The organism is Enterococcus phoeniculicola ATCC BAA-412 (assembly GCF_000407505.1).
GTDB classification, from domain to species: domain Bacteria; phylum Bacillota; class Bacilli; order Lactobacillales; family Enterococcaceae; genus Enterococcus_K; species Enterococcus_K phoeniculicola.
Genome location: NZ_ASWE01000002.1, coordinates 100,866 through 121,162 on the forward strand (window position 1 = coordinate 100,866; position 20,297 = coordinate 121,162).

Here is a 20,297-nt window from a genome sequence, read left to right on the forward strand (position 1 = left end):
GTGATTGGAACAAAAAAACCACGCGTACTGCGCGTGGAAGAAGTAGCTTTAGCGATAAAACTCCTTTCGATATACTAGATAAAGGCTACCAACCGTTATCAAATCGAAAGGAGTTTTTTTGTTTCAAATGACGATAAAAGTTTAGCACATACTCGATGGAATTGTGAGTATCATATTGTGTTTACACCAAAATACAGACGAAAAGTCATTTATGGAAAGTTAAGACAAGATATTGGGAAAATATTGAGAAAACTGTGTGAAATGAAAGAGGTAGAGATAGTATAAGTAAAAGAGAGTACAATGATCCATTTAGCAAATAAAGACTAGAAAAAAATAGAGAGATAGCGGTTGGCGGTCTCTTAAAAAAGCTCCCTTGAAGGGAGCAGCAAGTAGTGAGCCCTTCTAGGGCTATTAAAAAGCCACCCGCTATGCGGGTGGACATTTACTTATTTGTTTTTGTAAAATCGAATGTCTTTTTCCACTTTTTCAATGGAGAATAAGGTATCATCATCAAAAACAGCAGACTCACCATTTTTAGGAAGTGTTTGAGAAAAGATTGTTTCATACTCTGAAATGGTTAGCTTGGTTCGTGTGTCTAGTAATTCTTGATGTGCTTTGATTGCGAGCTGGTCTTTAAACCCTTCTACTAAACGCCCAGAAAAGAATTCACTGACTGCGCCAGAACCATAGCTGAATAGGCCAATCTTAGACCCGGCAGCCAATTCGTTGCTGACTTCCAACAAAGAAATTAGTCCAAGAAAAAGGGAACCTGTGTATAAATTTCCAACATTTCGGCTATACGTAATACTTTCTTCATAGCGTTTCATCAAGCGCTCTTGTGTTTGTTCATCTGTTTCAGGCAAGACACTTTGCAATGCTTTTTTACCCATTTTTGTATAGGGAATATGGAAACAAAGAGCATCATAATCAGGTAAAGTAAGGCCGGTGACGTCTTTGTGACGATTCCATACCTTTGAAAATGATTGAATATATGTTTCATTGGATAACGGGCCATCTACGATTGGAAAATCTGAATAACTTGGGCGCCAAAAGTCATAGATGTCTTCAGTTAAAAATACGCTGTCGTTTTCAATCGTTAGGATTCGTGGATTGCTAGTGACAAGGATAGCAACTGCTCCAGCTCCTTGAGTGGGTTCTCCACCAGAATGCAAACCGTAACGAGATAAATCAGAAGCAATTACAAGTACTTTTCGAGTTGGATGCTCTGAAATGTAATTTTTTGCCATTTGAAGTGCAGCAGTTGCACCATAACACGCTTCTTTTACTTCAAATGATCGTGCAAAGGGTTGGATACCTAGCAACCGGTGGATCGCGACTGCCGAAGCTTTTGAATAATCATAGCTGGATTCGGTTCCAACAATCACCATATCTATTTCTTCTTTATCTGAATCAGATAGAATACTTGCAGCAGCATTTGCTCCGAGCGTAACAATGTCCTGTGTGACAGGGTTAACCGCCATTTTATCTTGCCCAATACCAATATGGAATTTATTTGGGTCTGTATCTCTTGCATGAGCTAAATCAGTCATGTCAACGTATAAGTTTGGCACATAAAAGGATAATTTATCAATACCAATATTCATTTTCACGTCTCCTTTTCGTATGTAAAAAAAGTTTCCTCTATAAAGGTATCATATTTGGAAGAAAAAGTAGTTAAAAAGAGATGATATTTTAAGGATTGTTAAAGTTTGAGGAAGAAAAAATGGCAAAACAAAGACACAGTTTTGTTTTTTGGTAAACCATGATATATTTTCATAGGAGGTGTATTTCGTGAAAGAGGTTGTAATTATTGACGCAACGCGTACCCCGATAGGGAAATACAAAGGCGGATTAAGCACGGTAAGTGCAGCAGTATTAGGAAAGACGGTCGTTGAAACGATTTTAGATAAAAATAAAGTAGTAAAAAAAGATGTTCATCAGGTGATTTTTGGTCATGTATTACAGGCTGGAGCGGGACAAAATACTGCAAGACAAATTGCAATTGATGCAGGATTGCCGGTGAGTGTCTCTGCAATGACGGTGAACGAAGTCTGCGGATCTGGATTGAAATCAGTTATTTTAGCAAGACAGCTTATTCAATTAGGAGAAGCTGAGGTGATGGTTGCAGGTGGTACTGAGAATATGTCGCAGGCACCGATGATTGAGCCATATCAACCAGAAACAAATGATTATGCACCTGCTGTTTCAAGTATGTTAACGGATGGATTGATTGACGCATTCAGCCAAACACATATGGGAATTACAGCAGAAAATGTGGCAGAAAAATATGGAATTTCCAGAGAACAACAAGATCAATTTGCGCTGCAGTCACAAAAAAGAGCAGCCAATGCAATAGAAGAGGGAAAATTTCTTGAAGAAATTACTCCTGTAGAATTACCATTAGGAAAAGTAGTATCTCAAGATGAGGGGGTGCGAGGAAATAGTACCTTAGAAAAGCTGGGGACTTTGCGTACCGTATTTAAAGAAGGTGGGACGGTCACTGCCGGTAATTCTTCAACACTGAGTGACGGAGCAGCCGCTTTATTGCTTTCCTCAAAAGACTATGCAAAAAGAGAAAATCTGTCTTATCTTGCGGTCATTAAAGACTACACAGAAGTAGGTGTTGACCCAGCTTACATGGGATTTGCCCCCTATGAGGCGATTACCAAGCTTCTCGAAAAAAATCAATTAACAGTAGAGGATATTGACTTATTTGAAATCAACGAAGCATTTGCAGCAACATCTGTAGCCGCAGCCAAAGAGCTGAATTTACCAGATGAAAAAATAAATATTTATGGTGGCGGAATTTCTTTAGGTCATCCAATTGGGGCATCGGGTGCTCGTATTTTGACGACCTTAGCCTATGCATTAAAAGCGAATAAGAAAAAAAGAGGGATTGCTTCTCTTTGTATCGGTGGTGGGTTAGGACTCGCGGTGTTGATTGAATGTGAACAACAAGATGAGCCAGACATGACTCGAAAGAAATTTTATCAGTTATCTCGTCAAGAACGTTTAGAGCAGTTAGTTCAAGAAGATTCCCTTACTGTTGAACAACAAACAGAGCTATGGAATGAGGTTAGCTTACCAGAGGGCATGGCTGACCATTTGATTGAGAATCAGATTGGTGAGATTGCTGTACCATTGGGCGTGGCTCAGAATTTTGTGATTAATGGGCAATCTAGGGTTATTCCAATGGCGACAGAGGAACCTTCTGTTATTGCTGCTGCAAGTAATGCTGCAAAGATTATCCAACAAGCAGGTGGGTTTTATACAAAAGTAAACGAGCGCTTCATGCGTGGACAGATTGTTTTTAGAAATGTTAAAAAAGAAGAAGAGCTACAAACCGCACTCTTGGAGAAACAAACCGCTATTTTTTCACTGGCAAATGAAAGCTATCCATCTATTGTGAAACGTGGTGGAGGGATTCATAAAATTGATACCCGAGTATTTAGGAAAGAGGAGCAAACGTTTGTTTCATTGGATGTTCTCGTTGATGTAAAAGATGCTATGGGTGCAAATATTGTTAATACAATCTTAGAAGGGATTACCTCAGGTTTACGTCAGTGGTTTCCAGAAGAGGAAATTTTGTTTAGTATTTTAAGTAATTATGCCACGGAGTCTTTAGTTACTGCAAAGTGTGAGATTCCTTTGAGTCAGTTAACAACCAGCAAATTCAGTGGAGAAGAACTAGCAAAACGGATGGTGGCTGCGGCGGAATACGCTACCATAGATCCCTATCGGGCAGTCACTCACAATAAAGGAATTATGAATGGGATTGATGCCGTTATCTTAGCTACTGGAAATGACAATCGTGCAGTTGCTGCGGCTTGTCATGCATATGCCGCAAAAAATGGTCGCTATGAAGGATTAACAAAGTGGTCAATTGTTGAAGGTGTGCTGGTAGGAGAGCTTACTGTGCCCATGGCGATTGCATCTGTAGGTGGAGCTTCTAGTGTTTTACCAAAAGCAAAGCTTGCCTTAGCTTTAGCAAAGGTAAATTCCGCAATTGACCTAGCAGAAATTGTGGTTTCAGTAGGTCTTGCCCAAAACTTCGCGGCTGTTCGTGCATTGGTTACTGAAGGAATTCAACGTGGACATATGTCTCTTCAGGTACGTTCACTGGCAATGTCTGTCGGGGCAAAGGGTGAGGAAGTTCAACTTGTCTCAGAAAAATTGAAGCAACAAGGTCAAATGAATAAAGCGAAGGCAGAAGAAGCCTTGCAAGCCATTCGTTCAGAAAATAACTAGAGAAAAAAGGTATTCAGATGGTGGACATTTCTGTCCAATTTTCCTCATCTGAATACCTGTTTTTTTATTAACGTTCTTCTAGTGGTGTTTTTGAGAATGCTTCGATAAGTGGAATTAACGTTAGTTTTACTTTGTACTTACGATCAAGTGCTTTTTCAACTGAGAATGAATCAAGCTCAGTCATTGAGATGGTTGCCAGTAATTTTGGTCCAGTCGCAGCTTGCTCATGAATAGTTACTGAGTCGCTTGTCGTTTCAACAAAGAATTTTGGATAAGTTGAAATTGCTTCTTTCAATTCATCTAAAGTAAGAGTAGACAACTCTTCTTGTTTTGCTTCCACTGGTTCAGTCTTTTCAACTTTTTCCGTTGAAGCTGATTTAGACGCCGGTGTTTTTTTTTCTTCAGAAGATTCAACAGCGCCTTCTTTTTTCGTGGAAGACACGAGTTGAAGAGGCGTGCGGTGCTGTCCCCAAATAGAAACAACCTCCAGTAATAATTTATCTCTGAAGCTATCAAATATAGCTGGTTTTCCAGCTTGAATTTGTTTTAAAATCGCTGTGAAATTGTTGTCAATTGGAATTAAGATACGCTCTTCACCAGATTCTTTTTCAGGATGAATAACTAAGAATAGTTTATCTTTCTTTTCAACGCCTAATTTAAACAATCGACCATAGTCAGTCTGAATTTTTTCTTCCATAGAAGAAAATAGTTTTTCACGAATGGTGTCCAATGAAGGACGAAATTGGGTTAATAATTTCTTTTTCTGTTTCTTTTTCATAATACGCTCCTTTATCTTTACCATACGATTATAGGAAAATTCAGATAGAATGAAAAGAGAAATGTTGTAAATTTTCTTGAAATTAGCAGATTTATGAGAATTTACTTATAAAAAAGTACGATTTTAGGGATAATTAGGACAAATCTTAAAAAGCTCCAAGTAAAAATCCAGAAAAAGAAATAGAACCAACATTTTTCTTTTTTTACTTGGGGCATAAGCTAGTAAAAAAGTTCCTTTTAAAATGGATAAAAGGAACTCATTTATTTGGTTAAGGAATCAGTGCCAATCGGCTGTCATTTTTTTGATAGACAATCGTATGATCGTGCCAAGTATCAAAAATTAAAGAGTCTCCTAAACGTTTTTTTAATTCATCCTCAATCTGCTTGTTACTCCAGCCTCGAGCTGGAAAGTGTTGAACAAGGGTGGGTGAAATTAAAAAGATGAAGTCTTTATGAAAGGTGCGTGTAATCTCTTCAGAGAGTTGGTCTAGCGTTTGTTCAACATCCATTTCAGTTTCCTTCTTTCAAAACAAATTCACAGCTTACCATTGAGTGGTATCAGGATTAATTGCCTTTCCAACTACGCCATCTAAAGCATCAATTGTTGCCATTTCACTTTCCGATAATTCAAAATCAAATACTTGTGTATTTTCTTTTATCCGGCTTGGAGTAACAGATTTTGGCAAAGGTAAAAATCCATGTTGCAAAGACCAGCGAATCGCGACTTGAGCGATCGATTTTTTATGGGTTTCAGCAAGCTGTTTCATTTCAGGAACATCAAAGATTTTCCCAGTACCAAGAGGACTGTATGCTTCTAGTAACATATGATGTTCATGCGCATAGGACACTACGGACTCTTGCAGCTCTCCAGGAGCTAAGAATATTTGATTCACCATAGGCATGATTTTTGCTGTTTTAGAAAGAGTCTCTAAATGATGCGGTAAAAAGTTACTTACACCAATGGCCTTAATTTTTCCTGATTCATAAAGCTCTTCAAATGCACGCCAAGTATCAGCGTTTGCTTGTTCCCAGTTTTCTCTAAAGCCTAAAGGATTTGGCCAGTGAATTAAGAATAAATCTAAATAGTCTGTTTGTAGTTTTTTTAAAGACTCTTCAAACGATTGCATGACAAGATCATAACTGTGTTGTCCATTTCCTAATTTGCTGGTAACAAAAATGTCTTCGCGAGGGATGCCACTTTCACTGATTGCCCGGCCCACACTTTCTTCGTTTCCGTATCCTTGTGCTGTATCGATATGGCGATAACCTGCATACAAGGCTTCTTTTACTGATTGTACAGCAACCTCGCCATCAGGTGTTTGCCAAGTGCCAAAGCCAACGACTGGAATTTCGATTCCGTTTGATAATTTGTACGTAGATGTTAATGAATTCATAAATGAGCGCCTCCTATATTTTCTTCCACTTCCAGTGTATCCTAAAAAAGAAAGAAACAGGCAATTATTTGCTTATATTTTTACGAAAAAAAGGAGCAATCTTATGACTATACAGAATTATAATTTGAATATTCACTACTCTTCGCCTGATGATGTATGGCTCTTACTGGGGAACCTATACAAGGAGATGCCTTTTTGGTTTGGAGAGACTCCACCAACTTGGCGTGATGATGAGGGGCATAGGATAGAAGTCTCTGTAGAGCCTAGTGGATTACAATTTTATTCAGAATTGCCAGATGAAGAATGAGAAAAGTGGTTTACACTCTTCAAAAAAAGAGCGACAGAGTTATTGGGCTATAAAATTGGTGAGCCAGAAGAGGGATACTCCTTTTATTATTGGGATTAAGAAAAAGAAGAGAAAATAACTGGATTTTTTTTTTGATTTCGTTAAACTAATAAGGTGTTGAAAAAAAGGAGACGGACAAATGGACATTTATCTAAAAAAAGCAATTTTACATATTATTGATCGGGAATCGGGTGTGCCTGTATTTTCGCAAGTAGAATTGGATTTGACAACAGCCTATATTCGTGAATATTTAACGAGTAAAATAAAAAAAGTTTCTTCAGCTCAAACAAAAACGGGACGACTTGTAGAAGAAGGAGTATTTTCTTCCTTAGCCCGTGAAAGTTTGACAAATTTTGGTGAAGCATCTGAAAAAATGGTGCAACGCTGGTATGATATTTATCAGCAAAGTGAGGATGCACCAAGCGCGGATGTGTTTATTGTCCTGTACGAATTAGATACAAAAATGAATTTGGCCTTTTTAAAAGTGAATTATCATGATGCATACACGCATTTTGTAGATGCTGATGAACAAGGAATTGCCAATAAGTTAATCATTAATCGGGCTATTTTAGCGTCGAAAACTCAAAAAGCTGACGAAGCAATCACTGTTGATTTAGAAGAGCTCACTTATGAGTTAGTGGAGAAGAAGTATTTATTCTCTGGTGAAAAAAGTCTTTATTTCTCTGAATCAGTTATTGAAACTGCACCTGCTCCTTCATTGGAAGAAAATGTGAAGGTCATTCAAAAAGTTGCCAAACAAATCGGGAAAAAATTTGACGCAGATGAATTTGATGTCGTTGCTGAGATTAAAGAAGCTGTTTATGACAGTATTGAAGAAGTGGGGCAAATTAATCACGAAGAAATCGCCAGTCGAGTATTTAAAGACAATATTACAGCTCAAATGGCCTTTAAAGAAGAGGTGAAAGAGAAGGGATTCGTCTCAGATGTTCCACCTATTCGTGAAGTCCGAGAAATTTCTGAGAAAAAATTTGGTAAGCAAAAATTTAAAATGTCTAATGGAATAGAATTAATTGTTCCGGTTGACGTTTATCGGAATCCAGATTTAATAGAATTTGTAAACAATCCGGACGGAACTGTGTCTGTGATGATTAAAAATGTTGATGAAGTGTTGAATAGACTGTAGTAAATAACGGAGAGGTCAATCAAGAGTTACGCTTGTTAAGCGTTGAAGAGTACAAACCTTAATGAAAAAAATTAGGGTTTGTACTCTTCTTTTTTATGGTCGTTTAAAAAGATAAATTCCTGTTAGTAAAAGCAAACTACCACCTAAAATAGTCAACCCTTTTGTCAGATGCTCGCCTGTTTTTGGCAGATGAGTCGTTTTATTTCTCTCAAAAGAGGAACTAGATGATGACCTAGATGAGCTGTCATCACTTACACTAGAAGCACCGGTGCTTGAATAAGAGGTAGAGGATTCAGTAGTTTCAGACTCTGAGGAAGCTGATTCGCTAGTCGTTGACTCAGTTGTGCTAGACTCAGAGGGTGTGGGAACAGTTGGTAAAAGTGTATTTTCTTTTGAAACGTAAACAATTGTCTCATCATTTTTTTTAATTGTAAACTTGACAGGTTTTTGATCTAACTGGTAACCATCCGGAGCTTGAGTCTCAATGAACTGATATTCCCCAGGTGCTAGGTTGGTTATATGGATCTGTCCATTTTTATCTGTCCGTAAATTTTCCTGAAGGCTAGTTCCTTTCTGATCCTGTAGTTCAAATAGAGCACCGCTTAACTCAAGACCTGTTTTGCCGTCTATTTTTGTCAAAATTACTTGACCAAAAGCTTTGATATTCGTCATTTCAACTTGTACAGCTGTTTCTTGATTTTTAACAATTTCAAAAGATAAAGGTGTATTATCAAGTAGATAGCCTGCAGGTGCTTTAGTTTCCACAAAGAAATAGTTGCCTGAAGCTAATCCTTCGACTTTTAATTGTCCATTTGCATCAGTAATTAAATTCTCTTTAATTAAGTTTCCATTTGCATCGAGCAGCTTGAACATTGCTCCATCTAATACTTGAGAAGTGGCTGCATCTTTTTTTGTGAGAAGGACGGATTGATTTGCGCCGCTGCCATTTCCGTTTCCGCCTGTTTTTGGCGTGTAGACACTTATTGTGACTTCCTCAATGTTGCTTCCTGTCAGCTTTCCAGAGTTTTCATACTGGCTAGAAAGACCATTGTCGGTTGCTTTTGTATCATAGTAAATAACAGATGATTTTTCTAATGTACCGTAGTTTACCGTAAAAGAGAGTCCGTCTGCAGCTTCAGAAATTTTTGAAGAGTCTAAATCATCTTCCCAAATAAATGTATTATTGGCATCAAAGTAGCCTAGCGTTGCATTAGCTGTTCCAGGAACTAATAGCTGGTTTGCACCAATATAATCTGTATAGACAGCATTTTGGATTTCGTTTCCTTCAAAATTTACACGAACAACCCAATGAATGAGTGTAGGATCATTATCATCTACCCAACCCCATTTACTCAATTTTTCATCTGAACCAACACCAGGGTCTTCATCGATATGAATTGTTGATCCGCCTGTTCCTAGATTGACTTCAACATCTTGATTACTTGTAACGTTCTCTTTATTCCATTGCGTGTAGACGTTGAAAGAACCCTTTTTATCATTTGGATGAGTTTCATAATAATCGGTGAATACAATGACCACTTTTCCAGATTCTTTGTCAACCGTTGCTTGACCAACTATATTTCCTGAGTCATCGGTGACCGCGAAGCCGAGACTGCCAGAAATAACTAGTTCTGGTGGGAGTGAAATAGTCATCGAATCTCCGTTGTGTATAGCTACATCGTCTGGAATCACAAAATCGTAATGTGCAACCATCGTATCATAAAGAGTAAAGTGATCTTTGGCATTTCCATATTCATCTTGTAATTCGCTGTGAGTCAACAGTTGTTCACCGTAGTCTACGGCCGCTAGAGCAGGTACACTGATAAATAATTGGCTGATAAGACCTAAAAAAATAACAAGTGAACTGATTAAGCTTTTTCTTTTCATTTGCATATAAAACTTCCTCTCTTAGTTAAATAACAAAAAATCATAATCGTGATTTCAAATAAAAGTTTATCATGTTCTTTTTTTTGAATTAGTCACAAAATTTCATTTTTTTATCGTTTTTTTCTTGATAGTCAAAAAAAATGAGAAAGATAGAAAAAAGTAGTAAGAAGTAGACACGTGATAATTTCAAAAGTTATTATCGGTTTTCTCACAAGTTGAGGATGAACTAACTGGGCGAAGCAAACAGTAGTGAGTGAAGATAAAACTAAAAAAGAGCTCTGAGACACATAACTGTTACAGTTATGCTCAGAGCTCCTAAAAAATTTAATAAACGACTTTCATGAATTCCTTCGTAATGCTGTATATCACAGAACTTCCATTCTTAAGTTGTACAGCTTTTAACTATTTACTTAGTAAAAAGGAGGGACTCAGTCCGATTATTTTTTTGTTAATTCAATTTCTCTAAAGCTTTTTCTGGAACGTCTGTTTGTTGAATTTCTTCCCATTCCATAACACCTTTTCGAGGATTGACCTTTAGTTTCAAATAAGCTTTTAGTCTAAGCGGACGATCCCGAAAAGCATTCATTGAAACTTGTTTTTCCTCACCGTCTTTGTTGTAGGCTTTTTGTTGATAAGTATAAGTAGTGAAGGTTTCACCACTTGACTGATCCGTTTCTTTTTCGCCTTCAGTAACGATTTGTGTGTAGTAGGCTTCGCCTCCATAAAAATAGTTGTAAGCAAACCAACTACCACCAGCAAAGATGAGTAAGACAACGAAGAAGCCAATAATTTTTTTCATGATTTTCACCTCATATCTATTATTCATGAAAACAAGTCCTACGTCCATTAGAAAACCTCACAAAATAGTGACAATTTTGTTAGAATATAAAACAACGTTCCATATATTCGAAAGTATGATAGACTAAAAAAGAAAAACGATTACATATATATGGAGGGATAAGATGTCTGAAAATGAATTTTTTGAAACAAGTTTCCGATTTAAATGGGGGATAGGTTTTCTTATTGAATTTTTAGCAGAAACAGTTCAGTGGCTAAATGAGAACAAGCGCGAATTAAATGAACCACTGCTATTACTATATTCACTTGAAGGTGAGCAATATTCTTATGACAAAGAGAGCAGTCTTTTTGATGAAGTAAAAGAGCAGGTAGAAGAGTTGACCACATACAGCTCTCCCACTAACTTTGTTCTAAAATCAGCAAGCCGTCAACAGTTTGATGAGCTGGTAACGATTGGCAACCAACAACTAATGACGTTTAAAGAGCAGTTAATCAATGAATTTCAAGAAGAAAATGAGCGTAGTGAATCGCTGCATAAAATTTATGACAACATGGAGAATTTTGATGCATTGTTGACCTATACCAATTTAGAAATTCACTGGCATGAAAGGGATATATTGACTATTGAAGATCCTGAACCAAAAAAAGTTCAAGAGGGACAGCATTTTATTGGATAGGATATTCAAAAAAATTTCGTTGCAAAAGTATTGACAAATGTTGAAATCGTTTGTACACTGTACACGTTAACAAATAGCTTTTCATGTGACTAGATAATACTAGGCATGGAAGAATTCCAAACAGGGCGTATTACTCTGTTCCTTTGGGATTGTTCCATGCTTTTTTCATGCGCATGAGAAAGAATTACTTCTGCAGAAGAGGAAAATACTAGAATGAAAATAAAAAAAGTTTTAAACCAAAATGCGGTTATTGTCCTTGACGAAGGCCAAGAAAAAGTAGCAGTTGGTAAAGGAATCGGCTTTAATAAGCAAAAAAATGATCTATTGTTTCACAGAGATATTGAACGCTTGTTTGTAATGGAGCCAGAGAGTCAAAAAAAATTACAAGCATTACTTGCACAAATTGACGAAAAGTTCTTTTTTGCAGTTGAGCATATCATTGATCATGCAGAAACAGTCTTAATGGAAAAATTAAATGAGCATTTACTGATTGCGCTAACGGACCATATTGCGTTCTCAGCTGAGAATATTGCAAATGGGATAGTTATTCGAAATAAACTACTTCGAGAAATTGAGGTTCTTTATAGCGATGAGTTTAGCATCGCACAATGGGCGGTGGACTATCTAACGAAGCAGCTGGGAATTCCTTATAGCTATGATGAAGCGGGTTATATTGCTATTCACATCCATAGTGCTAGAAGTGGCCAATCAAATAATAGTAAAAGTATCCGTGAAGTGACAATTATTTCAGACATCATTCATTTAATTGAAAATGAGCTAGAGGTGGATATTCATTCGGATACCATGTCCTTAAATTATTCCCGATTAGCCAATCATTTACGATTGTTGCTTCATCGATTCCAACACAATCAGTATGCCGTGTTGGATACGGAGATACTAGAAATGGTCAAACGAAAGTATCCGGAAAGCTATGAAATTGCAAAAAAAATACGAGTACTCCTAATGAAAAATTATCAGTTATCCATTACAGGTGAGGAGTTAGGGTATTTAGCAATTCATATTGAAAGATTGCGTCTTTCGTCAAAAAGTAATACAAAAAATATGAAGACAAGTGAGGAATAAAAATGAAAGCATATATGCAAAAAATGGGTCGTTCGTTGATGCTTCCTGTAGCAACTTTGCCAGTAGCGGCATTGTTCATGGGAATTGGCTACTGGATTGATCCTAGTGGTTGGGGTGGAAATAATTTACTTGCGGCTTTCTTAATTAAAGCTGGGGGCACAATCTTAGATAACTTAGGAATTTTATTTGCGGTTGGATTGGCGCTAGGGATGTCAAAAGACAAAGATGGCTCAGCTGCTCTAGCTGGTTTAGTAGCCTTTTTAGTACCAATGACTTTAATTAATTCGGCATCAGTTGCAATGTTTCAACGTATCGATGTGGAAATGGTAGATAAAGCATTCACTGCGATTAATAACAAAAATGTGTTTATTGGAATACTTGCAGGGTTGATTGCCGGTGCAATGTATAACAAATTTAGTGGTGTAAAGCTTCCGATGGCGCTGTCGTTCTTTAGTGGAAAGCGTTTGGTTCCAATCGTTACATCATTTGTGATGTTGCTTGTGTCAGCTGCTTTGATTTTTGTTTGGCCACCTGTTTATAATGCACTGGTATCTTTTGGCGAAATGATTTCAAGCATGGGACCGTTGGGAGCAGGTCTATACGGCTTCTTTAACCGTTTGTTGATTCCAACAGGACTGCACCATGCCTTAAATAATGTATTTTGGTTTAATATTGCTGGAATTGATGATATTGCAAAATTCTGGGCAAGTGAAGGAACAAAAGGTGTTACAGGAATGTATCAAGCTGGGTTCTTCCCAGTAATGATGTTTGGTTTACCTGCAGGAGCGTTAGCAATTTATCAATGTGCTCGTCCTGAGAAAAAAGCACAAACTGCTTCATTAATGTTAGCTGCCGGGTTTGCTTCATTCTTTACAGGTGTAACAGAACCACTAGAATTTTCATTCATGTTTGTTGCATGGCCTTTATATGTAGTACATGCAGTTTTAACAGGTATTTCAATGTTTGTCGCAGCCTTTTTCCATTGGACTGCTGGATTCAACTTTAGTGCTGGGTTTATTGACTTCTTCTTGAGTCTACGTGTCCCAATTGCTAACAAACCGTATATGTTGATTGTTTTAGGGCTAATAATGGCTGTTGTTTACTACTTTACTTTCCTATTTGTTATTAAGAAATTTAACTTAATGACTCCTGGACGTGAAGAAGGAACAGGAGAAGAAGATGCAGATGTTGACTCTTTTGTTGGTGCAGGAAGTGATAAATTTGCTGTATTAGCAAACAAAATCTATAACTACCTTGGTGGTTCAGAAAATGTGACAGCAATTGACAATTGTACTACGCGTCTTCGTTTACAAGTAAAAGATACGAGTCTAGTCGATCAAGGAAAGATAAAATCAACAGGTGTTCCTGGTGTGAAAGTGATTGATGGTAAAAATATTCAAGTCATTGTTGGTACAGAGGTTCAATTTGTTGCAGATGAAATGACACGACTTCATCAAGGGCAGCCTGCAAGTGCTTCTAAAGCAGTGGAGCCAAAAAAGTCTGAGTCTGTCGTTGTTTCTGATGTGAAAGACGCATCTGTTTTTGCAGTGGCTACTGGTAAAATGATTCCAATTACAGAAGTAGAAGATGATGTTTTCTCTGCAAAAATGATGGGTGACGGCTTTGCTGTTATTCCTGAATCTGGAGAAATCTTTACACCTGTCGAGGGTGTAGTTACGAGTATTTTCCCTACAAAGCATGCCTTAGGGATTCGCACAGAAGCTGGATTAGAAGTGCTAGTTCATATGGGAATTGATACTGTTGAATTAAAAGGTGGTCCATTCACGTTGGCTGTTTCTGAAGGACAACAGGTTTCTAAAGGAGATAAACTTGCAACAATGGATTTAACTGCGTTAAAAGAAGCTGGGAAGAAAAGTGATGTCATCGTGGTGTTTACAAACCAAGATCAAGTTGCTTCTCTGGAATTACCAACTTCAGATACTGCTGTGAATAAAAATGAAGTATTAGGTCAAGTCACTGCAAAATAAAAAAATTCAAAGAGGTAGGAGGATAACTGAAATAGTTATGTCCTACCTTTTTTTTATAAAGAAGTAAGGTGTTTGACAAGGATAGATGCTCAGTTATCAGTGGCTATCTTATTTATTCCTGAAATTGACGGATAGAAAAAGTAAGTCGTGACACTAACAAGGGACGGTAACTAAGCTTTTTCATGTGCTTTCAGAAGAAAAATGGATAGGAGTAAGAAGGAGAAGACAAACTAGTTGACTTTGACCAATTTTGACGTATAATAAGCTCATATTCGAAAACGTCTTACAAATAGTAAGTGGATACGAATTAGTTTATATTCTTAGAAAAAAGAATATAATAGACTTGTTAAGGTTCAAGGAACCTTTCATAAAAATAGGAGGTATGTAAATTATGGCAAAACAACATTATGACAGAAGCAAACCACATGTTAATATCGGTACAATTGGTCACGTTGACCATGGGAAAACGACATTAACCGCTGCAATCACAACAGTATTAGGGAAAAAAGGCCTAGCGAACCCACAAGATTATGCCAGTATTGATGCAGCCCCTGAAGAACGCGAACGTGGAATCACTATTAACACGTCACATGTAGAATATGAAACTGAAAAACGACATTATGCGCATATAGATGCACCAGGACATGCGGATTACGTAAAAAATATGATTACTGGAGCAGCTCAAATGGATGGAGCGATTCTAGTAGTATCTGCAACAGATGGACCAATGCCGCAAACAAGAGAACATATTTTGCTTTCTCGTCAAGTAGGCGTAAAATATTTAATTGTCTTTTTAAATAAAACGGATTTAGTCGATGATGAAGAATTGATTGATTTGGTAGAGATGGAAGTTCGTGAACTACTTTCTGAATATGGTTTTCCAGGTGATGACACGCCAGTTATTAAAGGATCTGCGCTAAAAGCACTTGAAGGAGACGCGGAAGCTGAAGCTGCAATTATGGAATTGATGGATACGGTAGATGACTATATCCCAACACCAGAACGCGACACAGATAAACCATTGTTACTACCTATTGAAGATGTATTTTCAATTACTGGACGTGGAACGGTTGCCTCAGGAAGAATTGATCGAGGGGTTGTACGTGTTGGCGATGAAGTTGAGCTTGTAGGGATTAAACCTGAAACACAAAAAGCAGTGGTTACTGGAGTAGAAATGTTCCGTAAAACACTTGATTATGGTGAAGCAGGAGATAACGTTGGTGTCTTGTTACGTGGGATTACACGTGATGAAATCGAACGTGGACAAGTTTTGGCAAAACCAGGATCAATTACACCTCATACAAAATTTAAGGCTGAGGTTTATGTGTTGACCAAAGAAGAAGGTGGGCGTCATACACCATTCTTCAATAATTATCGTCCACAATTTTATTTCCGTACCACTGACGTAACGGGGAATATCGTCTTACCAGAAGGAACAGAAATGGTTATGCCAGGAGACAATGTAACGATTGATGTAGATTTAATTCATCCAATCGCTGTAGAAAACGGAACAACCTTTTCTATTCGTGAAGGTGGTCGTACAGTTGGTTCAGGGATTGTTACAGAAATTGAAGGTTAAGACTGTTTTATAAAGTCTTTTAAAAAGAAACTAGGTGAGTGAGTACTTCTTGAATTTAAGAAGATTCTCACTCACCTAGTTTTTTTTATTCAAATCGTCTTTTTAAAATCTTTTTCAAGCCATACAATTTTGGTTGAGGTTCTACAGGGGCATTATCGATAATCAATAAAGAAATCATTACATAGGCAACCCAACTGTCTCGAGAATAAAGGGTGTAGCGTGAGACCCATTGTGTGGCATATTTTTCTTTATAATCACGTAAGCCTTGGAAAGAATAAAAACGAGACCCAAACTCATACACAAGATACGCAATTCGTTCCTGTATAAAGCTTTTACGAGACGTTCCTACATTTGAAAGAGGTGCCATTCCAAGGTTGAATACACGAATATCTTGTTCTTTCATATATTCAAACAAGTGAATGAATAAATAATCCATACTTCCTGACGGAGCCTTGGAAGGGCTGTGGCGCATCAGGTCAATGGTTCCTTGCTCATTTGAATAGGTTGGCATAAAGTTTGCAAAAGCCACCATCTGATTTTCTGCATCCTTCACCACTGCAATTGGCGCTTTTTGAAGATAGCTTTCTGAAAAGAAGCCTAAGGAAAATCCTTTTTCTTTTCTGCTGCCTAACCACTCGTCAGAAATTTCTTTAAGCTGTTCCATCGTGTCTTTAGAGAAAGGTGGCTGAAGAACTTCAAATTGATAGCCTTCTTTATCCAAACGATTTAAGATGGCGCGAGTGCCCTTCATTTTTTTACCAGAAGTTGTAAAGTTGGGTAAATCAACGTGAGCTTCTTCTCCCATTTTAATGAAGTCATAACCAAATTCATGGAGGGTCATCACAGTTTCTTCGCTAACTTCGTAAAAGACAGGAAGGTAACCCCAAACATCTGCTTCATGAATAAAGGCTTCAATAGCATTAGAAAAATCTTCTTTTTTTCCAGAAGGATCACCCATGACAATACATTTATTATTATTTGTAGCAAATTGAAGAAGTACGGTGTCTTCTTCTCCGTTATTGTATATATACATCTGTTTGTCGTTTAAGAAAATCAGTTGACTATCACTATTTCCGCCGTAGGTCTCTAAGATATGCAAAGCTCGTGCTTCATCAAGTGCTTCGCCAATTTGATGTTTTTGACCTTGCAAGAAGCGAACAAATAAAATGATGAACAAGGAGACGGCGATGATAGCAAGTAATCCTGAAAACCACACTCTTTCGGATGGAAATAAAAAGAAAGAGATAAAGCGATGCTGTCTATGTGGAAATGACGGCATATTGTATACGCCAATAATGATGTAGAGAATCGTCAAGACCCCAAAAATGAGTCCGTCAACTGTGAGTGATTCCCATGAATAGACAAGCTGTTCTCGAAATAATTCCTTTTTTGAAAAAATGATAATCACTAAAAATGCTAGTAAAAAAAGGCAGGTAACAAGACTGAAGTCACCGATAAACGCATAGATTAACGTTAAAGAAATTAAAATAATCGTTGGAAGATAGGCGCGTTTTACTCGTGCAGCTACCCCACGACCCATAATCAAGAGTAAAAAACCTAATAAAATACTTGGAAACTGAACGATGATATGAAATCTCAAAGGATTAATATGCTGCAGCCATTTGAATTCAGTAAAAGCTTGTGGAATAGTTGCTGATAAAACGACCATAATTCCTGAAAAATAGAGAAAAACAACCACGAGTTTATGAGAGATTTCCATAAGTAACTGTTTAGGGATTCCTGAATATCGTTGATCAAGGCTTCCTCCTAAGTGTTTGAAGAAAAGTACAATTCCTATGATGAAGGGAATGATGTAGTAGAATAAACGATAAAGTAAAATCCAGGCAACAATCGTTTCTTTTGGAATCCCTAAAGAAGAGAGACCTAAAATCATCATGATATCAAAACTGCCTAGTTCTCCTGGAATCATAGAGACAATTCCGATGACAGAGGCCGCGATGAATAAGGGTGTGATTTGCCAAAAGTCAATTGGAATTCCCATTAATGCACCAATAGCAAAGAAACTGCCTAAGACACCCGTCCATTCAAGGAAAGAAACAAGAATTAATTGTCCTTTTGAACGATTGTCAAGTCCGCCAACATAGCCCTCTTTTCGAATCGTTGTCAGTAGTAAGACGATGGGGAAATATAAGCCGCCACCGATTAACCAAATCCAATATTGCTGAAGATAAGGGTTAACATGACCAAAGAGCACAACAAAGAAGGAGAATAAGCTATAGATAGAAAGTCCAGCCATCAAGAATAAAAAGATTTTAGAAAGAGACTGGATAACTTTTTTTCCTTGATGATGTTTTCCATAAAATTCAGATCGAAGCCCAATACTGACAAAACCGCCAAATCCTGCAATGTTGTTTATCGTGTTAATAACCCAGCTTGTTTCAAATAGATAACGTCGTTCTTGTTTTTGATCTAGCATACGGTTCAAAATAACGTCATAGCCAATCATTGGCAGAACAGAAATAAGACCGATAAGAAACATTAGAGCGATTTTCCAGATGGGGATATCGCTAAATGTGTTGCTAAGCTCCTGTATGGAGAGTGTTTTTCCGATAGACATGAGTTCGCCAACTACGATAATCATGACCGAAAGAATGAAAATAGTTTTAAAAAGTCCTGCATGGCTTTTCAGCCAAGAGATAAACTTTTTCAAATAATCCACCTACTTTTCTTTTAAGAATTTTAGAATTTCAAAGTTAAATCGCTCTGGATTTTTTCGTGCAAACGCATGTCCTTGTCCAGAAACAAGAACAAAAGAAGCTTTTGGAATAACTTTTGCAAGATACATCGAATGTTTCAGCTTGATGATATCATGCTTACCAACAAGTATGAGTGTTGGGCAGGGAATCTGTTTTAATTCTGTCTCAGTTACCCCTATATCATGAAGAAGTAAAGAAAGAGACTGAACTTTTTTCTTCATTTTTGGATAAAACAAAGAAAGAATAAAAGCAAAAATAAACTGTGTGTAGCTTGCTAGCTGACCGAGTAAATGAACTCCGCTAGTCGTTGTATTTCCTGCATTTAAAATGAGGCGATGTACAGACTGAGGATACATACTTGCAAACATCATAGCCAAGTTTGCTCCATCACTGAACCCTAAAAAATCAGCTTTATGGATATTTTCTAAAAGCATAATTGTTTTTAAATCATCTGCCATGAGACGAAAGTTTAAGGTGGGTGCGTCGTTTGTCGAACGACCATGACCACGACTATCAATTAGAAAAATTTGAAAGTCATGTTCTAGTTCAGGTACTTGCTTTGAAAAATACTTTCCACTGCCTCCATTTCCATGTAATAAAAATAGAGGAGAGCCATGACCACTTTTTTCATAGTAAATTTGACTTCCATCTGCCATAGTAGCGTATTTCTTTTCTTTTTCCACAAAAATCACCTACTATGACTAAGTATAAACTATCTCTTGTCTCAAGCAAATAAAAGACAGAATTCTTGAGTTTTTATTAAAGAAAAATAAAAAATGCCAAGATTGTTGGTTATTTGATTCGACTCATAGTACTATGTTAAAAGACTTAAAAAGTTTGGATGATTGGTGAATGAAAAAAAGAAGAATAAAAAAGAGAAAAATTTTCAAACACTTCATTTTTATGCTTCTGATGATTCTAGTTGCAGGTGGTGTTTTTTTCGGCTATCGGACGTATGATACGGCAAAACGTGTCCACCAATATGAAGAGAAAGTAGAAGAGGCAGCAGAAAAAAATGGAGTTTCAGAGTACAAGAGCTTGTTGATGGCAATCATCTACACCGAGTCAAAAGGCAAAGGGATTGATCTGATGCAAAGTTCAGAAAGTGCTTTTGGCAGCCAAAATCAGATTTCGACACAAGACGAAAGTATCGAAAGAGGCGTTTCTTATTTTGCTGAAGTATTAACATTAGCAAAGGAAAAGGGCGATGATGTCTGGACAGCCGTCCAAGCATACAATTTTGGAATAGATTATGTAAATTACGTAGCTAAAAATGGTGGAAAGAACACAATCGAGCTAGCAGAGACCTACTCAAGAGATGTATTATCGCCGACGTTAGGAAATTCAGAAAAAAAGCAGTATCGTTATTGGCGAATTCAATCATTGATTTATAATGGGGGATATTTGTATCATAATGGCGGAAACATTTTTTATGCAGATGTTGTAAAAATGAATCAGTGGATTTTGACGAAAATGGACTGGCTTTTTTAAGGGCATTCTTTAAAAAAAGAGAGTGAAAACTGTCCATCATTTAGAAAAATCCTTCATTAAATACAAATTACTTGAAAATGAGTGAAGATATGGTAAAATGAAATATGTATAATTGTGTCCTTTAGAAATCGCGCTGATTCTTATTAGTGCGATTTTTTACCGACTGTT

General features: G+C 37.2%; 16 protein-coding genes and 1 pseudogene. 9 read left to right on the forward strand and 8 right to left on the reverse strand.

Translation table 11 applies throughout. From position 1 onward, the window contains the following. Nucleotides 1-102: 102 nt before the first annotated feature. Nucleotides 103-282: pseudogene (locus I589_RS18050) on the forward strand (transposase); the annotation flags it as partial. A gap of 164 nt (nt 283-446) precedes the next feature. On the opposite strand, the gene I589_RS07335 reads toward I589_RS18050, so the two are convergent. After that, on the reverse strand, nt 447-1,604 hold the full coding sequence (locus I589_RS07335) for a hydroxymethylglutaryl-CoA synthase (protein ID WP_010768749.1): 1,158 nt from the start codon (nt 1,602-1,604) through the stop codon (nt 447-449). A gap of 187 nt (nt 1,605-1,791) precedes the next feature. Between I589_RS07335 and I589_RS18055 the strand changes: the two genes are divergently transcribed. Beyond that, nucleotides 1,792-4,248 carry a hydroxymethylglutaryl-CoA reductase, degradative gene (locus I589_RS18055; protein ID WP_010768748.1) on the forward strand — a complete coding sequence of 819 codons (2,457 nt, stop codon included), beginning with the start codon at nt 1,792-1,794 and terminating at the stop codon, nt 4,246-4,248. 67 nt (nt 4,249-4,315) lie between these two features. Here I589_RS18055 and I589_RS07345 read toward each other — a convergent pair whose 3' ends face one another. The 3 genes from I589_RS07345 to I589_RS07355 all read right to left on the reverse strand — a co-directional run bounded on the left by I589_RS07345 (nt 4,316) and on the right by I589_RS07355 (nt 6,419). Then, nucleotides 4,316-5,026 carry a hypothetical protein gene (locus I589_RS07345; RefSeq protein ID WP_010768747.1) on the reverse strand — a complete coding sequence of 237 codons (711 nt, stop codon included), beginning with the start codon at nt 5,024-5,026 and terminating at the stop codon, nt 4,316-4,318. A 268-nt stretch (nt 5,027-5,294) separates the two neighbouring features. Further along, nucleotides 5,295-5,534: a hypothetical protein gene (locus I589_RS07350; RefSeq protein WP_010768746.1), complete on the reverse strand. Its 240-nt coding sequence runs from the start codon at nt 5,532-5,534 to the stop codon at nt 5,295-5,297. Nucleotides 5,535-5,567: 33 nt separating this feature from the next. After that, entirely contained in the window at nt 5,568-6,419 is an 852-nt protein-coding gene (locus I589_RS07355; RefSeq protein ID WP_010768745.1) for an aldo/keto reductase, read from the reverse strand. A 103-nt stretch (nt 6,420-6,522) separates the two neighbouring features. Here I589_RS07355 and I589_RS07360 point away from each other — a divergent pair, with 103 nt between their 5' ends. Together I589_RS07360 and I589_RS07365 are read left to right on the forward strand one after the other, a co-directional pair. Further along, nucleotides 6,523-6,726: a hypothetical protein gene (locus I589_RS07360; protein ID WP_010768744.1), complete on the forward strand. Its 204-nt coding sequence runs from the start codon at nt 6,523-6,525 to the stop codon at nt 6,724-6,726. A 178-nt stretch (nt 6,727-6,904) separates the two neighbouring features. Further along, on the forward strand, nt 6,905-7,909 hold the full coding sequence (locus I589_RS07365) for a nucleoid-associated protein (protein ID WP_010768743.1): 1,005 nt from the start codon (nt 6,905-6,907) through the stop codon (nt 7,907-7,909). 93 nt (nt 7,910-8,002) lie between these two features. Here I589_RS07365 and I589_RS07370 read toward each other — a convergent pair whose 3' ends face one another. After that, nucleotides 8,003-9,802, reverse strand: a complete 1,800-nt coding sequence (locus tag I589_RS07370) for an MSCRAMM family protein (RefSeq protein ID WP_010768742.1) — start codon at nt 9,800-9,802, stop codon at nt 8,003-8,005. Nucleotides 9,803-10,244: 442 nt separating this feature from the next. Then, on the reverse strand, nt 10,245-10,595 hold the full coding sequence (locus I589_RS07375) for a YxeA family protein (RefSeq protein WP_034685023.1): 351 nt from the start codon (nt 10,593-10,595) through the stop codon (nt 10,245-10,247). A 163-nt stretch (nt 10,596-10,758) separates the two neighbouring features. On the opposite strand from I589_RS07375, the gene I589_RS07380 reads away from it, so the two are divergent. The 4 genes from I589_RS07380 (at nt 10,759) to tuf (ending at nt 15,921) form a co-directional block, all read left to right on the forward strand. Beyond that, nucleotides 10,759-11,271 (forward strand): hypothetical protein, encoded by a 513-nt coding sequence (locus I589_RS07380; protein ID WP_010768740.1) that lies wholly within the window; start codon nt 10,759-10,761, stop codon nt 11,269-11,271. A 213-nt stretch (nt 11,272-11,484) separates the two neighbouring features. Beyond that, complete coding sequence (locus I589_RS07385; RefSeq protein ID WP_010768739.1) at nt 11,485-12,354, forward strand: PRD domain-containing protein; 870 nt, start codon at nt 11,485-11,487, stop codon at nt 12,352-12,354. A gap of 2 nt (nt 12,355-12,356) precedes the next feature. Further along, on the forward strand, nt 12,357-14,342 hold the full coding sequence (gene nagE / locus I589_RS07390) for an N-acetylglucosamine-specific PTS transporter subunit IIBC (protein WP_010768738.1): 1,986 nt from the start codon (nt 12,357-12,359) through the stop codon (nt 14,340-14,342). A gap of 391 nt (nt 14,343-14,733) precedes the next feature. Beyond that, complete coding sequence (gene tuf / locus I589_RS07395) at nt 14,734-15,921, forward strand: elongation factor Tu (protein WP_010768737.1); 1,188 nt, start codon at nt 14,734-14,736, stop codon at nt 15,919-15,921. An 85-nt stretch (nt 15,922-16,006) separates the two neighbouring features. Here the strand turns inward: tuf and mprF are convergent, their stop codons facing one another. Both mprF and I589_RS07405 read right to left on the reverse strand, forming a co-directional pair. Then, the gene (gene mprF / locus I589_RS07400) at nt 16,007-18,592 is read right to left on the reverse strand and encodes a bifunctional lysylphosphatidylglycerol flippase/synthetase MprF (protein ID WP_010768736.1); all 2,586 of its coding nucleotides are present in this window, start codon (nt 18,590-18,592) and stop codon (nt 16,007-16,009) included. Nucleotides 18,593-18,601: 9 nt separating this feature from the next. Beyond that, nucleotides 18,602-19,321: an alpha/beta fold hydrolase gene (locus tag I589_RS07405; protein ID WP_010768735.1), complete on the reverse strand. Its 720-nt coding sequence runs from the start codon at nt 19,319-19,321 to the stop codon at nt 18,602-18,604. A gap of 169 nt (nt 19,322-19,490) precedes the next feature. Here I589_RS07405 and I589_RS07410 point away from each other — a divergent pair, with 169 nt between their 5' ends. Further along, entirely contained in the window at nt 19,491-20,129 is a 639-nt protein-coding gene (locus I589_RS07410; RefSeq protein ID WP_010768734.1) for a lysozyme family protein, read from the forward strand. Nucleotides 20,130-20,297: the final 168 nt, after the last annotated feature.

Bases quoted from the DNA above. Each gene is read 5' to 3' on its own strand.
- I589_RS07335 (WP_010768749.1), bottom strand. From the start codon at position 1,604: ATGAATATTGGTATTGATAAATTATCCTTTTATGTGCCAAACTTATAC.
- I589_RS07345 (WP_010768747.1), bottom strand. From the start codon at position 5,026: ATGAAAAAGAAACAGAAAAAGAAATTATTAACCCAATTTCGTCCTTCA.
- I589_RS07350 (WP_010768746.1), bottom strand. From the start codon at position 5,534: ATGGATGTTGAACAAACGCTAGACCAACTCTCTGAAGAGATTACACGC.
- I589_RS07355 (WP_010768745.1), bottom strand. From the start codon at position 6,419: ATGAATTCATTAACATCTACGTACAAATTATCAAACGGAATCGAAATT.
- I589_RS07360 (WP_010768744.1), top strand. From the start codon at position 6,523: ATGACTATACAGAATTATAATTTGAATATTCACTACTCTTCGCCTGAT.
- I589_RS07365 (WP_010768743.1), top strand. From the start codon at position 6,905: ATGGACATTTATCTAAAAAAAGCAATTTTACATATTATTGATCGGGAA.
- I589_RS07370 (WP_010768742.1), bottom strand. From the start codon at position 9,802: ATGCAAATGAAAAGAAAAAGCTTAATCAGTTCACTTGTTATTTTTTTA.
- I589_RS07375 (WP_034685023.1), bottom strand. From the start codon at position 10,595: ATGAAAAAAATTATTGGCTTCTTCGTTGTCTTACTCATCTTTGCTGGT.
- I589_RS07380 (WP_010768740.1), top strand. From the start codon at position 10,759: ATGTCTGAAAATGAATTTTTTGAAACAAGTTTCCGATTTAAATGGGGG.
- I589_RS07385 (WP_010768739.1), top strand. From the start codon at position 11,485: ATGAAAATAAAAAAAGTTTTAAACCAAAATGCGGTTATTGTCCTTGAC.
- nagE (WP_010768738.1), top strand. From the start codon at position 12,357: ATGAAAGCATATATGCAAAAAATGGGTCGTTCGTTGATGCTTCCTGTA.
- tuf (WP_010768737.1), top strand. From the start codon at position 14,734: ATGGCAAAACAACATTATGACAGAAGCAAACCACATGTTAATATCGGT.
- I589_RS07410 (WP_010768734.1), top strand. From the start codon at position 19,491: ATGAAAAAAAGAAGAATAAAAAAGAGAAAAATTTTCAAACACTTCATT.